This is a genomic window from Sphingomicrobium arenosum (genome assembly GCF_026157085.1).
Lineage (GTDB): Bacteria > Pseudomonadota > Alphaproteobacteria > Sphingomonadales > Sphingomonadaceae > Sphingomicrobium > Sphingomicrobium arenosum.
Map to the genome: position 1 here is coordinate 2471438 of NZ_JANPVN010000001.1, position 14349 is coordinate 2485786.

General features: G+C 66.0%; 15 protein-coding genes. 10 read left to right on the top strand and 5 right to left on the bottom strand.

Translation table 11 applies throughout. The features are described from left to right. Positions 1-16: 16 nt before the first annotated feature. On the bottom strand, positions 17-997 hold the full coding sequence (gene rarD, locus NUW51_RS12350) for an EamA family transporter RarD (protein WP_265587815.1): 981 nt from the start codon (positions 995-997) through the stop codon (positions 17-19). A gap of 31 nt (positions 998-1028) precedes the next feature. On the opposite strand from rarD, the gene NUW51_RS12355 reads away from it, so the two are divergent. Genes NUW51_RS12355 through NUW51_RS12380 form a run of 6 tightly spaced genes read left to right on the top strand, consistent with a single transcriptional unit; the run spans position 1029 to position 4870 of the window. Continuing rightward, a complete protein-coding gene (locus NUW51_RS12355) occupies positions 1029-1670 on the top strand; it encodes a DUF4893 domain-containing protein (RefSeq protein WP_265587816.1) in 642 nt (213 codons plus the stop codon). A gap of 10 nt (positions 1671-1680) precedes the next feature. Beyond that, complete coding sequence (locus NUW51_RS12360) at positions 1681-2037, top strand: ribose-phosphate pyrophosphokinase (RefSeq protein WP_265587817.1); 357 nt, start codon at positions 1681-1683, stop codon at positions 2035-2037. A gap of 12 nt (positions 2038-2049) precedes the next feature. Beyond that, the gene (locus NUW51_RS12365) at positions 2050-3252 is read left to right on the top strand and encodes an RluA family pseudouridine synthase (RefSeq protein WP_265587988.1); all 1203 of its coding nucleotides are present in this window, start codon (positions 2050-2052) and stop codon (positions 3250-3252) included. Beyond that, positions 3249-3947 carry an HAD-IA family hydrolase gene (locus tag NUW51_RS12370; protein ID WP_265587818.1) on the top strand — a complete coding sequence of 233 codons (699 nt, stop codon included), beginning with the start codon at positions 3249-3251 and terminating at the stop codon, positions 3945-3947. Before NUW51_RS12365 ends, NUW51_RS12370 begins: the two co-directional genes overlap by 4 nt. Next, positions 3948-4178, top strand: coding sequence for a hypothetical protein (locus NUW51_RS12375; protein WP_265587819.1), 231 nt, complete (start codon positions 3948-3950; stop codon positions 4176-4178). Further along, positions 4175-4870, top strand: a complete 696-nt coding sequence (locus NUW51_RS12380; protein WP_265587820.1) for an ATP12 family chaperone protein — start codon at positions 4175-4177, stop codon at positions 4868-4870. The genes NUW51_RS12375 and NUW51_RS12380 overlap by 4 nt, the downstream gene beginning before the upstream one ends. Positions 4871-4876: 6 nt before the next feature. Here NUW51_RS12380 and gmk read toward each other — a convergent pair whose 3' ends face one another. Next, a complete protein-coding gene (gene gmk, locus NUW51_RS12385; protein ID WP_265587821.1) occupies positions 4877-5509 on the bottom strand; it encodes a guanylate kinase in 633 nt (210 codons plus the stop codon). 154 nt (positions 5510-5663) lie between these two features. Here gmk and NUW51_RS12390 point away from each other — a divergent pair, with 154 nt between their 5' ends. From NUW51_RS12390 to murA, 3 genes are all read left to right on the top strand, one after another. Further along, positions 5664-6419, top strand: coding sequence for a phasin family protein (locus tag NUW51_RS12390; RefSeq protein WP_265587822.1), 756 nt, complete (start codon positions 5664-5666; stop codon positions 6417-6419). A 134-nt stretch (positions 6420-6553) separates the two neighbouring features. Then, positions 6554-6901 (top strand): ATP-dependent Clp protease adapter ClpS, encoded by a 348-nt coding sequence (gene clpS / locus NUW51_RS12395; protein ID WP_265587823.1) that lies wholly within the window; start codon positions 6554-6556, stop codon positions 6899-6901. A gap of 53 nt (positions 6902-6954) precedes the next feature. Then, the gene (murA, locus tag NUW51_RS12400) at positions 6955-8238 is read left to right on the top strand and encodes a UDP-N-acetylglucosamine 1-carboxyvinyltransferase (protein WP_265587824.1); all 1284 of its coding nucleotides are present in this window, start codon (positions 6955-6957) and stop codon (positions 8236-8238) included. On the opposite strand, the gene NUW51_RS12405 is transcribed toward murA, so the two are convergent. From NUW51_RS12405 to NUW51_RS12415, 3 genes are read right to left on the bottom strand one after another with little or no spacing between them, the layout of a single operon-like run. Beyond that, a complete protein-coding gene (locus tag NUW51_RS12405; protein ID WP_265587825.1) occupies positions 8235-9500 on the bottom strand; it encodes a DUF445 domain-containing protein in 1266 nt (421 codons plus the stop codon). The two genes, murA and NUW51_RS12405, sit on opposite strands and share 4 nt — an antisense overlap. A 32-nt stretch (positions 9501-9532) precedes the next feature. Beyond that, positions 9533-12664, bottom strand: coding sequence for an efflux RND transporter permease subunit (locus NUW51_RS12410; protein WP_265587826.1), 3132 nt, complete (start codon positions 12662-12664; stop codon positions 9533-9535). A 14-nt stretch (positions 12665-12678) separates the two neighbouring features. After that, positions 12679-13854 carry an efflux RND transporter periplasmic adaptor subunit gene (locus NUW51_RS12415; RefSeq protein WP_322597094.1) on the bottom strand — a complete coding sequence of 392 codons (1176 nt, stop codon included), beginning with the start codon at positions 13852-13854 and terminating at the stop codon, positions 12679-12681. Between the two features lie 221 nt (positions 13855-14075). Here NUW51_RS12415 and NUW51_RS12420 point away from each other — a divergent pair, with 221 nt between their 5' ends. Beyond that, a complete protein-coding gene (locus NUW51_RS12420; protein ID WP_265587828.1) occupies positions 14076-14339 on the top strand; it encodes a GlsB/YeaQ/YmgE family stress response membrane protein in 264 nt (87 codons plus the stop codon). The last annotated feature ends 10 nt before the right edge of the window (positions 14340-14349 follow it).

Consider the following 14349-nt stretch of genomic DNA (forward strand, 5'->3'; position numbering starts at 1 on the left):
CAGCTGTATTACAAGGTTAGGACGGCTTGCGCTCGCGCGCTTGGCGGACGAGGGCCATGACATAGAGGCTGATGGCTGCCCAGATGAAGGCGAAGGCGAGGGCGCGGGCGGAGGTGAAGAGCTCGCCGAACAGAAAGACGCCCATCGCGAACTGCATGGTCGGGGCGAGGAATTGGAGGATGCCGATGGTCGACAGCGGCAGGCGGCGCGCGCCCTCGGTGAAGAGCAGCAGCGGGAGCGCGGTGACGACGCCTGAGATGGCGAGCAGGAACGTGTGCCAGCCGCTCGGCCCCCACAAGGGATCGCCCATGTCGCGAAGGCTGGTCAGCCACAGGATGGTGAGGGGGGCGAGGATGATGGTCTCGAGGAGCAGGCCGGGGGCGGCGCCGACATCGACCTTCTTGCGGAAGTAGCCGTAGAAACCGAAGCTGAAGCCTAGCGTGAGGGTGATCCACAAGTCGGTGAAGGTCGAGCCGGCGGCGAGGATGGCAATGCCGATCGCGGCGAGGCCGAGCGCGCTCCATTGCAGCCGCGAGAGATGCTCGGACAGAAGGAAGCGGCCGATCAGCACGTTGATCAGCGGGTTGAGATAATAGCCGAGGCTGGTGGCGAGCACATGACCCGAATTCACCCCGAGGATATAGACCAGCCAGTTCACCGCGATGAGACAGGCGGTGAGGAGCAGCGTCCAGCGCACCTTGGGATTGGCGAGCGCTGCCTTGACCTCGCCGAGGCGGCCGCGCGCCCATAAGAGAAGCGCCAGCGGCGGCACGGCCCACAGGACGCGGTGCGCGACGATGTCGATCGAATCGATAGGGATCAGCGCCTTGAAGAACAGCGGGATGACGCCCCACAGGGTGAAGGCGGTGAGCGCATAGGCATAACCCGCGCGGGAGGTGCTGTGGTCGGTCATCGGATGAGCGCGCTGCTGTCCCGCAGCGGGATTGTCAACGCCGATCCGCAACCCATGCGCCGCGCCCGCGTTCATTTCGGTCATGAACCGAGCTTTTTCCCTGACGATCGTGGCGATGGCCGCGGGCCTGCCGCTGGCGGGCTGCGCCGAATTGCTGCCGCCCGAGCCGGTCGGGGTGGTGGTGCCGGTCGCCGAGGATCCTGCGGAGGACTTGGAGCTCGAATGGCAGCGCTATGCGAGCGAGGCGGACGCGGCGCGGATCGACCGGCTGGGCGAGGCGTGGGCCGAGGGGCTGGCCACCGTGCGCGCGGCCGATTTCATCACGGCGGTGGAGGAGGAAGGCGCGCTGCTCGAGCCCGACGCCGGGCTGGCGCGGCCCGACCCGACGCCGGGGAGCTATCGCTGTCGTCTGGTCAAGCTCGGCGCCGCCGACGCGGGCGACCCCGCCTTCATCGCCTATCCCGCCTTCTTCTGTTACGTCGAGATCGAGGAAGATCGCTTCACCATCGTCAAGCAGACGGGTTCGCAGCGACCCGCCGGGCGCCTGTTCGAGAGCGACAATCGCTATATCTTCCTCGGCAGCCTGGCGCTGGGCAACGAGCGCGATCCGCTGGCCTATGGCGAGGACGAGAGCCGCGACATGGCGGGGGTGTGGGAGCGGGTCGGGCCGTTCCGCTGGCGGCTTGCCATCCCCTATCCGCGCTCGGGCGGGGTGCTAGACGTGTTCGAACTGGTGCCGACCGCCGATCAACCCTAGATTGAAGCGCATGACCGAACCGCTCCACGACCCCGATGAAGTGCGTGCGCACCTCGTCGGTGCGGCCAGCGCGGGCACGGCGCTGACCTATTCGGAGATGCTGAGCCATCTGGGCTATCGCTTCACGCGGCCCAAGATGCGCGCCTTGTGCGCGACGCTGGGCGAGGTGGATGCGCAGGCGCGGTCGATGGGCGAGCCAGAACTGGCGGTGCTGGTGGTACGCGCCTCCGACGGGCTGCCGGGGCAGGGCTGGTGGGTCGGGCCGCAGAAAGGCGATTACGCAGGCCCGTGGGAGGGCCCGAAGGCGCGGGCGGTGATCGACCGGCTCCAGCAGGAAGCTTTCGACTATTGGGCCAAGCACGGCTAAGGGCGCGAGATGATGAGCGACGATGTGAGAAATTTTACTGTCGAGGACGAGGATGACGGCATCCGCCTCGACCGCTGGTTCAAGCGCCATTTGCCCGAGGTGAGCTTTGGCATGATCGCCAAATGGGCACGCACCGGCCAGCTGCGCGTGGATGGCGGGCGCGCCACGCCCGGCGACCGGATCGCGAGCGGCATGCAGATCCGCGTGCCGCCCGATACGGGCGAGGCGCCGCCGCCGCGCGAAAAGCAGGTCGTCGAACTGACCGACGAGGAGATCGACGCCGTCGAGGAGATGGTGATCCTCAAGACGGTCGATGCCTTCTTGTTGAACAAGCCGCCGGGCCTCGCGACGCAGGGCGGGACCAAGACCAAGCAGCATCTCGACCGGCTCTTGAACGGGCTCGACCAGGACGGGATGGGCAAGCCCAAGCTGGTGCATCGCCTCGACAAGGATACATCGGGCGCGATCCTGGTGGCCAGAGGGCCGCGCGCGGCGGCGCATTTCTCCGCTGCCTTCCAGAACCGCTCGGCGCGCAAGGTCTATTGGGCGATCGTCACCGGCGTACCCGAGGTGTCGGACGGCATCATCGACCTGCCGCTCGCCAAGCAGCCCGGCACCGGCGGCGAGAAGATGCATGTCGACATGGAGGAAGGCGCCCCCGCCAAGACCAAGATCCGCGTCATCGACCGGGCGGGGAGCCGCGCGGCGTTCGTCGAACTGCAACCGCTCACCGGACGCACGCACCAGCTGCGCGCGCACATGGCGGCGGTGGGACATCCGATCGTCGGCGATGCCAAATATGGCGGGGCCGCGGCGATGCTGACGGGCGGGATCAGCCGCAAGCTGCACCTTCATGCGCGGCGGCTGAAGATCGGCGCGCCCAAGGGTAAGGTGATCGACCGCACCGCCGACCTGCCCCAGCATTTCGCCGACAGCCTCGACAGCCTCGGCTTCGAGGCGCGCGACGGGGACAATCTGCCGCTGTCGACGCCCGATCCGGGGATGAGCCTCGAGGCCAAGATCCGGCGCAAGAAGAATATCGTGAAGGAGTATCGCAAGCAGGGACGCCCCGACCGCAAGGCGCGTGGTGGTCCCGGCGCCAAGGGCGGGCCCGGGAAGGGCGGTAAGCCGGGTGGTCGTCCCGGCGGGAAGTTCGGTGGCAAACCCGGCGCCAAGCCGACACGGCGCGGACCGCCCAAGGGGCGCGGGCGATGAGCGCGGTGAAGCTCGCGATCTTCGATTGCGACGGGACGCTGGTCGATTCGGGCGCGACCATCCATGACGCGCTCGACAGCGCGCTCCGGCATCACGGCTATTGCTGTCCGCCGCGCAAAGAAGCGCAGAAGGTCATCGGGCTGAGCCTCGTCGAGGCGATGCGCGCGCTGGTGCCCGATGCCGACCACGAGGCATTGGCCGAGACCTACAAGCAGGCGTTCGTCGACCTGCGCGCCTCAGGCGCGGCGGGAGAGGACCCCTATGATGGCATCGGCGATCTGCTGACGGCGTTCGAGAATGAAGGCTGGTTACTCGGGGTGGCGACGGGCAAGTCGATGCGCGGGCTCGACCATGTCCTCGACCAGCATGGCTGGCGGGAGCATTTCGTCACGCTCCAGACCGCCGACCATCACCCTTCCAAGCCGAACCCTTCCATGATCGCGCAGGCGCTGCGCGATGCTGGGGCCGAGCCGCGCAATACGGTGATGATCGGCGATACCGGGCATGACATGCGCATGGCGCGTAACGCCAATGTCGGCGCCATCGGGGTGATGTGGGGCTATCACGAGCATGAGGAGCTCGATGAGGGCGGGGCGCATGCGATCGCGGGGCGCGCCGCCGACGTGCTGACCTTGTCGCAGGCCTATCTGAAGGGCGCGTGGCGCGTGCGGGCCGACGCGCCGAGGATGCTCTAGGTGACGGTCGAGCCGCAGGACGAGGCGCTGTGGAAGCGGCGCTTCGAGGCCTTTGCCCTGGTGCGCCTGTCGGGCGCGATCTTCGTGCTGGGCGGGCTGATGGTGGCATTCAAGAACCCACTGGGTGACGAATATCCGGTGATCGGCGCCTTGCTGGCTCTGTCGGGCGCGGCGGATCTGATTTTCGGGCCGAGGATGTTGCGGAAAATCTGGGCGGAGCAGGACCAGTGAAGCGTTTCTGGAGCGATGTGCTGGTCGAACCGACCGCGGCGGGCTGGGCGATCCGGCTTGACGAGCGGATGCTGAAGACGCCCGCGCGCGCCGACCTCGTCGTGCCAAGCGAGCGGCTCGCGCAGGCGATCGCCGACGAGTGGCGCGCGGTGGAAGAGAAGATCGACCCGCGCGCGATGCCGATGACAGGGCTGGCCAATGCCGCGATCGACCGGGTGGCGGTGGCGAAGGACGCATTCGCGGCCGAATTGGCCAACTATGCGACAAGCGATCTGTGCTGCTATCGCGCCGATTATCCGGCGAGCCTTGTCGAACGGCAGGCGCAATATTGGGACCCGCTGCTCGACTGGGCGGCGCGGCGTTACGATGTGTCGTTCGAAACGACCGCAGGGGTCATGCATGTCGACCAGCCGGCGGCGACGGTCGAGCGGCTGGGCGCGGCGATCACGGCCGAAGGACCGTTCGTGCTCGCGGGGCTGTCGCCGATGATCCGCAATGGGGGGTCGCTGGTGATCGCGCTGGCGGTACGGCACGATGTGATCGAGGCCGAGGCGGCGTGGAAAGCGACCGACTGCGACCGCGCGCACCAGGCCGCGCAGTGGGGCGCGGACGCCGAGGGCGAGGCGGCGGCGAACGCCAAGCGCGAGGATTTCCTCAACGGCGCGCGCTTCCTCGACTTTCTCGAAGGCTAGGGACGGCTATTCGTTGGGGCGCTCGACCAGCTGGCGCACGAGGCGCGGCAGGTCGGGGCGACGGATTTTCTTGAGGCGTTCGGCCTGGATGATCTGCTTCACCTCGGACAGGCACTGGTCGAAGTCGTCGTTGACCAGCACATAGTCATAGCTGAACCAGTGGCCGATCTCGCGCTCGGCGCGGTGCATGCGGCCGGTGATGACCGCCTCGCTGTCGGTGTTGCGCCCGCGCAGGCGCTTTTCGAGTTCGTCCATCGAGGGGGGCAGGATGAAGATCGGGACGAGTTCGTGGCCGAAGGCGTAGACGAGCGCCTGCGTGCCCTGCCAGTCGATGTCGAACAAGATGTCCTTGCCCTGGCGGAGCGCTTCCTTGATCGGCTCCTTGGGGCTGCCGTAGCGATGGTCGAAGACATAGGCCCATTCGGCGAATTCGTCCTCTTCGATCATGCGATCGAATTCCGCGTCGGAGAGGAAATGGTAATGGACGCCGTCGACCTCGCCGGGGCGGGGCGCACGAGTGGTGGCCGAGATCGACATGGTGATATTGCTGTCGTCGGCCATCAATTGGCGACTGATCGAGGATTTGCCCGCGCCTGAGGGGCTGGAGAGCACGATCAGCAGGCCGCGCCGGTTTTTCATCGCCAGTTCCATCTTGGCGCCATGGGAAAAAGCGGCGCGTGCGTCAAGGCGTGGGGCAGGCGCGACGAACCTTTGTGCAATGCAACAAAAACACTTGATCCATGCTGCGATGCAATATATATTGCACTGCAACATCGAGAGAAAGGTGGGCGTGATGGCAAAGGGTGACGTGAAGAAACCGGCAACGGCGAAGGCCGAGCAGGCGGTGGAGACGAAGGCGCCCGAAGCGGCGCCCGCCAAGGTGGACAGCGCGGCGCCGGCGGAAACGCCTGCCGCGACGAGTGACGAGAAAAAGGTGAGCGCGGCGGCCAAGCCGGTGAAGGCCACCGTGAAGAAGATCAACCGGAAGGCGGCCAAGAGCGTCGCCACCGCGAAGAAACCGGCGGCGCGCAAGCCGGCTGCAAAGCCCGCGCCCAAGCCCGCCGCCAGAAAGGAAACGAGCATGACCAATTTTGACATGAGCAAGTGGTTCGGCGGCTATGACGTACCCAGCACCGAAAAGGTCGAGGAACTGATGGCTAAGGCCGGCAAGCAGGGCGAGGAATTCATCGCCAAGACCCGTGCGGGTTCGGAAGAACTGGCCGGTCTTGCCAAGGCGAACGTGGAAGCCGTGATCGAAGCGACCAAGATCGCCGCGACCGGCGCCAAGTCGATCGGCACCGAGCTGATCGAGGACGGCCGCACCCAGTTCGAGGCCGCCTCGGACAATCTGCGTCGCCTGGCCGAAGCCAAGAACCCGCAGGAATATATGGCGATCCAGTCGGAACTGGCGAAGTCGCAGTTCGACCTTATGGTCGCCGAAGGCTCCAAGCTGACCGAGAAGATGGTCAAGCTTGCGGGCGACGCGATGCAGCCGGTGTCGAACCGCGCGAGCCTCAACGTCGAGAAGGTCAAGTCGCTGATGGCCTAATGGCCTCGTGACCTGAACCGACACGACAAGAAGGAGGGCTGCCTTCCCGGATCGGGACGGCGGCCCTCTTTTGTTTGGGGCGGGGGAGCGATGACGGTTGCGAGGCGTTCGCGCCTTACCATATGAGAGCCAGCATGAGTGACCTGAAGACCATCTTTTCCGGCCAGAACGACGTCGACGATGCCGAGGGCGAGGCCGGTGTCGCCACCGCGAAGCGGCCCAAGACCAAGAAGCCGAGCAATTACAAGGTGCTGATGCTCAACGACGATTACACGCCGATGGAATTCGTCGTGCTCGTCCTCCAGAGCTATTTCAACATGGGGATCGACGATGCCACGCGGGTGATGCTGCAGGTGCATCAGCAGGGCGTCGCGGTGTGCGGCGTGTTTCCCTATGAGGTCGCCGAGACCAAGGTCAGCCAGGTGATGGATTTCGCGCGCGAGAACCAGCATCCGCTGCAATGCACGCTCGAAAAGGCCTGAGCGCTCTCATCCCTTGCCCTTGCGATAACCATCAGGAGGCTTAAAGCCAGCCCATGGACTCTATCTGGATCGAAGGCGGCAAGACGCTCAATGGGAAGATTCCCATTTCGGGCGCCAAGAATGCCGTGCTCACGCTTATCCCCTGCGCGCTGCTCACCGAGGAGAAGCTGACGCTGTCGAACCTGCCGCGGCTGGCGGACGTCGACAGTTTCTCGCATCTCATGAACGAGCTTGGCGTGAGCACTGCCTTTGCGGGCAAGCGTTCGGGCGCGACCAAGCGCTCGATCACGCTGGATGCCAGCCACATCGAATCGACCGTCGCGCCCTATGAGCTGGTGCGCAAGATGCGTGCCTCGATCCTCGTGCTGGGACCGATGCTGGCACGCATGGGCGAGAGCACCGTGTCGCTGCCGGGTGGCTGCGCGATCGGCGACCGCCCGATTGAACTTCACCTGCGTGCGTTGGAGGCGATGGGCGCCGAAATCGAACTTGCCGAGGGCTATGTGAAGGCCATCGCGCCGGGCGGCAAGCTGCCGGGCGGCGAATATACCTTCCCCGTGGTGTCGGTCGGCGCGACCGAAAATGCGGTCATGGCGGCGACGCTGTGCCGCGGCCAGACGCAATTGTTCAACGCCGCGCGCGAGCCCGAGATCGTCGATCTGTGCAACTGTCTCGTCGCGATGGGCGCGAAGATCGAGGGGATCGGTTCGGGCCATCTCATCATCACGGGCGTGGAAGCGCTGCACGGCGCCGATTACGAGGTCATGCCCGACCGCATCGAGGCGGGCAGCTATGCCTGCGCGGCGGGGATCACGGGCGGGTCGATCGAGCTCGTTGGCGCGCGCGCGGCCGACATGCTGGCGACCACCAATGCGCTGGCGGCCGCGGGGCTGCTGACCGAATTCACCGACGAGGGCATCAAGGTGTCGGCGACGGGCAAGCTCAGGCCGCTGGCGATCTCGACCGCGCCTTACCCGGGCTTTGCCACCGACATGCAGGCGCAGTTTATGGCGATGATGACGCTCGCCGACGGCGACAGCTTCATGGAAGAGACGATCTTCGAGAACCGCTACATGCACGTGCCCGAACTGCGCCGCATGGGCGCCGAGATCGACACGCGCGGGCGCAGCGCCATCGTGCGCGGGGTCGAGGGGTTGACGGGGGCCAAGGTGATGGCGACCGACCTACGCGCCTCGATGAGCCTCGTGCTCGCGGGACTGGCGGCGAAGGGCGAGACCGAAGTGCTGCGCGTCTATCACCTCGACCGTGGTTACGAGCGGCTCGAAGAGAAACTGGCGGGCGTGGGCGCGACGATCGAGCGGCGCTCGGGGGGTTAGATCCCGACTCTTCCCAGCGCGTGCAGGCCGGTGCCGACGAGGCCGCCGACCAACGTGCCGTTGATGCGGATATATTGGAGATCGCGGCCGACCGCGCCTTCGAGGCGGTCGGTCACGGTCGTCGTGTCCCATGACCGGATCGTGTCCGACACGAGGGTGACGATATTGTCGCCGTAGGAGGCCGCCATGCCGACCGCGGTACGGCGGGTGAAACGGTTGATCGCGGTCTTGAGTCGCAGGTCGTTCTCGAGGCTGTGGCCGACGGACTGGAGCACCTCGCCCAATTGTCCGGCCATGGCGGTATTGGGATCATGCGCGCCTGCGACGATGCCCTTGCGGAAACGCTGCCACAGGTCGTCGATCCACAGCGCGACCGAACTGTTCTCGATGGCGCGCACCTTCCACGCCTCGACCTTGGCCTGGAGCTCGGGATCGGTCTGGAGATTGTTGGCGAGGTCGGCGAGTTGCTGTTCGATCTTGATGCGCACGGGATGGCCGGGGTCGGCCTCCATGTCGCGGAACAGCTTGCGCAGCCCCTCGACGAGCTGGTCGGCGATGCGCTCGTCCACGGTGGCGAGCCTGAGGAGCCAGCTGGTCCGCTTGTAGACCATGTCGCGGATCATATGTTCGTTGTCGTCGAGCGCGTTGGCGAGATAGGCGATGGCCTTCTCCATCGCAGGCAGATGGCGGTCCTCGTTGATCGCGACGGCGAGCGCCCGGCCGATGACGGGGGCGATGTTCATGCGCTTGAGGCGGGCCTTCAGCGCGTCCTTGGCGATCCCGCCGAGCCGTTCGTCGTCGAGCCCTTCGAAGGCGTCGGCGATGAGGCGGCTGGCCCCGGCGCGCATCCGCGTCTCGCCCCCCGATGGCCTTGCTAGAAAACGGCCGATGGCGCCCGCGACGTCGGTGCGGCGCATGCGCCGGGCGATAACCTGGGGGGTGAGGAAATTCTCGCGGATGAAGCGCGAGAGGGCGGTGCCGATGCGGTCCTTGTTCCTGGGGATGATGGCGGTGTGCGGGATGGGCAGGCCGAGCGGGTGGCGGAACAGCGCGGTGACCGCGAACCAGTCGGCGAGCGCGCCGACCATGGCCGCCTCGGCAAAGGCCTCGACCCATTCGAGCCACGGATAGGCGGGCTCGAGCTGGCGCGAGGTGAAATAGAGGATCGCCATTAAGACGAGCAGCCCGGTGGCGAGCCGCTTCATGCCGCCGGCGCCGGGCTGTTCGGCGGAAAAACGCGAAAGGGCGGGTGTGGAAGCCATCACCCGCACCTAACGCGTCGGATCGTCAAAAGTCACTCGGCGGGCAGCGTGCCCGGGGCGCCGCCGCCCGTCGGCAGCTGGCCGGGACGCTCGCGTCCATCCTCGATGGCCGGTGCCTCGTCGCGGTCGTTGACGAAGCGGCCGACCTTCCTGGCGAGCCATTGTTCGACGTCGATGGCGAGGCTGTAATAGGCCGGGACGAGGAGCAAGGTGAGCGCGGTCGAGAAGATGAGGCCGCCGATCACCGCATAGCCCATCGGCGCGCGCCACGAGCTGTCGCCATGGAGCGACAGGGCAATGGGGATCATGCCCGCGACCATCGCGACGGTGGTCATGACGATAGGCTGGGCGCGCTTGTGCCCGGCCTCGGCGATCGCCTCGTCCTTTTCCATGCCGTGGTTCATCATCTCGAGCGCGAAATCGACCAGCAGGATCGAGTTCTTGGCGACGATGCCGAGCAGCATGAGGAGACCGATGAAGACGGGCAGCGAGATGCTCATGCCCGCAAGGTTGAGCGCGACCGCCGCGCCCAGCGGCGCGAGCAGGAGCGAACCCATGTTGACGAAGGGCGCGAGGAAGCGGCGGTAGAGCAGGACCAGCACCGCGAAGACGAGCATGACGCCCGCGAGCACCGCGATGACGAAGTTCTTCAAGAGCTCGGCCTGCCACTTTTCCTGGCCCAGCTCGAGACGTGTCACGCCGCGCGGCAGGCTGGCGACGGTGGGCAGTCCGTTGACGATCTGCCAGCCATCGCCGATCGCGGTGCCGGGCAGAAGGTCGGTGCCGACCGCGATCCGACGCATCTGGTCGGTGCGCTCGATCGCCGTCGGGCCAGCGCCGAAGCTGATGTCGGCAACAGACTTCAGCGGGACCGAACCCCCACGCGAGGTCGGCACAGGGAGGTTGAGCAGCGTGTCGATATCCTCGCGCTGTTCCTCGGACAGCGAGACGCGGATCGGCACCTGGCGGTCCGACAGCGAGAATTTCGCGCTATTCTGCTCGATCTCGCCAAGCGTCGCGATCCGGATGGTCTGCGACAGCGCGACCGTGGTGACGCCGAGGTCGGCGGCGAGATCGAAGCGCGGGGTAATCTGGATTTCGGGGCGGATGTCATTGCCGGTGACGCGCGGCCCGACAAGGCCTTCGGTGCCCTGCATTTCCTCGACGATCTGATAGGCCGTCCGCTCGAGCAGCTCGGGGTCCGACGAGCCGAGGTAGAGCGTGAGCGCCTGTCCGCCCGAGCCCGGGCCGCCAGAGTTCTGGCTCTGGAAATTGACGCGAGCGTCGGGAATGGCCGCGAGCGCGGGCGACAGTTCGGCCTCATATTCGAAGCTGGGGTCGGGACGGTCGTCCTTCCACAGGACATTGACATAGGCCTGATTGGTAAAAACGCGCTGGAACACGGCCTCGACCTGCGGGTGATCATCGACCGTATCGGAGACGAGCTGGGACAGTGCCGACGTCTGCTCGATCGTCGTGCCCGGCGGCATGGAAATATTGACCGACGAGGTGTTGCGGTCCTCCTGCGGACTGAATTGCATCGGCAGGAGCGAGAAGAGCGCCACGGTAAGACCGATCGTGACGAAGCCTGCCACGACCGCGACCCAGCGATGGCGCAGCGTCCAGTGCAGGACCTTCATGTAGCGCTGCATGACCGGGCCGTTGGCATGCTCTTCCTCGCCATGGCTCTTGAGAAAATAGGCGGCCATGAGCGGGGTAATCATGCGCGCCACGAACAGGCTGACGATCACTGCGAGGACGACGGTATAGCCGAAATTCTTGAAGAACTGTCCCGAGATACCGGGCATCAGCGCGACCGGCAGGAACACCGCGACGATGGTCATGGTGGTGGCGAGAACGGCAAGGCCGATTTCGTCGGCGGCGTCGATCGAGGCCTGATAGGCCGATTTGCCCATGCGCATGTGGCGGACGATATTCTCGATCTCGACGATGGCATCGTCGACCAGCACCCCGGCCACCAGCGCGAGCGCGAGAAGGCTGAGGAAGTTTAGGTTGATGGACATGAGGTCCATGAAGAAGAAGGCGGGGATCGCGGACAGCGGGATGGCGACCGCGGCAATCACCGTGGCGCGAAGGTCGCGCAGGAACAGGAAGACGACGAGAACGGCGAGCAGCGCGCCCTCGATAAGCGCCTGCATCGAGCTCTTATATTGCTGCTTGGTATATTCGACGCTGTTCGAGATTTCGATGAAGTCGATGCGCGGATCGTCGGCTTCGATCTTCGCCAGCTCGTCCCAGCCGAGGTCGTAGGCCGTGACGTCGGACGCGCCCTTGGCGCGGGAGAAGTTGAAGACGACGACCTCTTCCCCGTCCATGCGGGCATAGCTGGTCTGTTCGGAGGCGGCGTCACGCACCTGCGCGATATCGCGCAGGCGGACGACGCGACCGGTGCCGGTACTGATCTGCGTTTCGGCGAGCTGGGCGGCGGTCTCGGCATTGCCGAGGATGCGGACCGACTGCTGCGAGCCGGCGATTTCGGTGCGGCCACCCGCCGCGTTGATGTTCAACTGGCGCAGTTGGTTGTTGACCGCGGCGGCGGTGAGGCCCTGTGCTTGCAGGGCGGCGGGGTTCAGGGTGACCTTGATCTCGCGATCGACGCCGCCGAAGCGGCGCACTTCGGCGATACCCTCGATGCCGAGGAGGCGGCGGTTGACGTCATTGTCGATGAACCACGACAGTTCCTCCAGCGTCATGTCGGTGGTCCGCGCGGCGATGAACGACAGGCTGTCGTTGGAGATGTCGATCCGTCCGACGCGCGGTTCGAGGATGCCCTGGGGCAAGGAGCCGCGGATCTGGTTGACGGCATCTCGGGTGTCGTTGACGGCGCGGTCGACATCGGTACCGATTTCGAACTGGACCCACGTACCCGAATTGCCTTCGTTGACGGTAGAGTTGATCTCGTCGACGCCCTCGATCCCGCGGAGCGCGGCCTCGACGCGCTGGGTGATCTGGTTCTCGATTTCTTCCGGCGCGGCGCCGGGCTGCGAGATGTTGACCGAGACAGCGGGAAAATCGATGTCGGGATTCTGCGTCACCTCCATGCGCAGGAAGCTGATGACGCCGGCGATCAGCAGCACCGTGAACAGGACGATGGGCGGCACCGGGTTGCGGATGCTCCAGGCCGAAATGTTACGGAAGTTCATGGCGCAGATGCTCCTTAGCGGGCGCTTTCGCGAACGGGCGAGACCTTGCGCCCTTCGGTGAGGAAGGCACCGGCGCGGCTGACGATCGATTCCGTGCCGTCGATCCCGTTGGCGATGGTGACGCCGCGATCATCGACGCTGCCGACCGTGACGTTGCGCCGCTCGACGACATTTTCATCGTTGATGACATAGACGTAATTGCCCGTGGCATCGGCAAGCACCGCCGATTGCGGGAGCAGCGGCGCGGTGGTCGCGCCGGCGCCGATGCGTGCTTCGGCGAAACCGCCGGGACGGATGGCGGGATCATAGGGAATGGCGATGCGCACCTCGCCCTGGCGGCTCTGCGGGTCGATCACCGGCGAGACCTGCCAGACGCGGCCATCGAACTGCTTGTCGGTGCCGGTCGGAATGATGGTCGCGGGCATGCCGACATTGATCGAGGAAAGGTCTTCCTGGCTCAGCTCGGCGCGCATTTCCATTTCGCCGCCGCGTGCCATGCGGAAGGCGAAGGGGGTGCCGGGGCTGACGACCTGGCCGACCTCGATGTTGCGCTCGAGGATGAGGCCCGAAGTGGGGGCGCGGATGTCGAGCAGGCCGATGGCGGCGCGGGTCTGGTTCAATTGTGCCTGCGCGACGGCGACGCGGGCACGCGCGGCGTCATAGGCGGCCTGCTTGCGGTCGATGTCGGCCTTGGAGACGAAGCCGCGTTCTTCCAGCGCGCGGGCGCGTTCGAGCTCGCCCTGCGCGAGGTCGGCATCGGCCTGCGCGGCGGCGATCTGGGCGCGCTGTTGCTGCGCGGTCTGCGACTGGACCGAACGTTCGATCGAGGCGAGGAGCTGGCCCTGGCGGACCCAGTCGCCGGCCTCGACGAGGACGCGGGTGACCTGGCCCGAACCCGACACGCCGACCGACTGGTCGCGGCGCGCGGCAAGCGTACCGGCGGCGGTAATGGTGCGGCCGATCTCGCTCTGGCCGGGGACGATGACGGTGACGCTGGGCGCGCCCGATCCGTTGGCGCCAGCGGCGCGGGGGCCGGTGGCGGGGGATTCCTCGCTGCCGCCGAAGGCAAAGAAGGCGCCGAGCAGCACCGCCAGCACGATGAGGCCGGCGATCAGGAAGTTGCGGCGGCGGCGCTTCTGGCGGGCGGTGTCATAGGCCGGGCTGCCTTCGAGCGCGAGTTCACGGTTCATCGTCATATCCCTAAAAATGTCCCCACGGCGTGAGCGTATCAAGATGCCGTATCACATGAGTAGCACAGTTGCACCGCAAAAACAGGTCGAACCTTCGAGCTGGTCCGACGTTTCGACAAACGACGCGTCGGCTTGTGCTGAACGACCGATGCACTATCGTAACGAGTGTCCGATAGCGGGCAGCGGCAGGCGGGTCCACACCCCGCGAGGGAGAAGAGCGAATGTTTCTAGCAGATTATGGATGGCTCGGTTGGATCATCATCGGGCTGATCGCGGGCGCGATCGCCAAGCTCATCATGCCGGGCAAGGATCCGGGCGGCTGTTTCGTCACCATCCTGCTGGGGATCGCCGGCGCGCTGCTGGCAGGGTTTCTCGGCACGACGGTCGGCTGGTACGAGGCGGGCGAGGGCGCGGGTTTCATCGCCGCCATCGTCGGCGCGCTGATCATCCTCGCCATCTATCGCATGGTACTCAAGAAGCGCTGAACCACGCCGT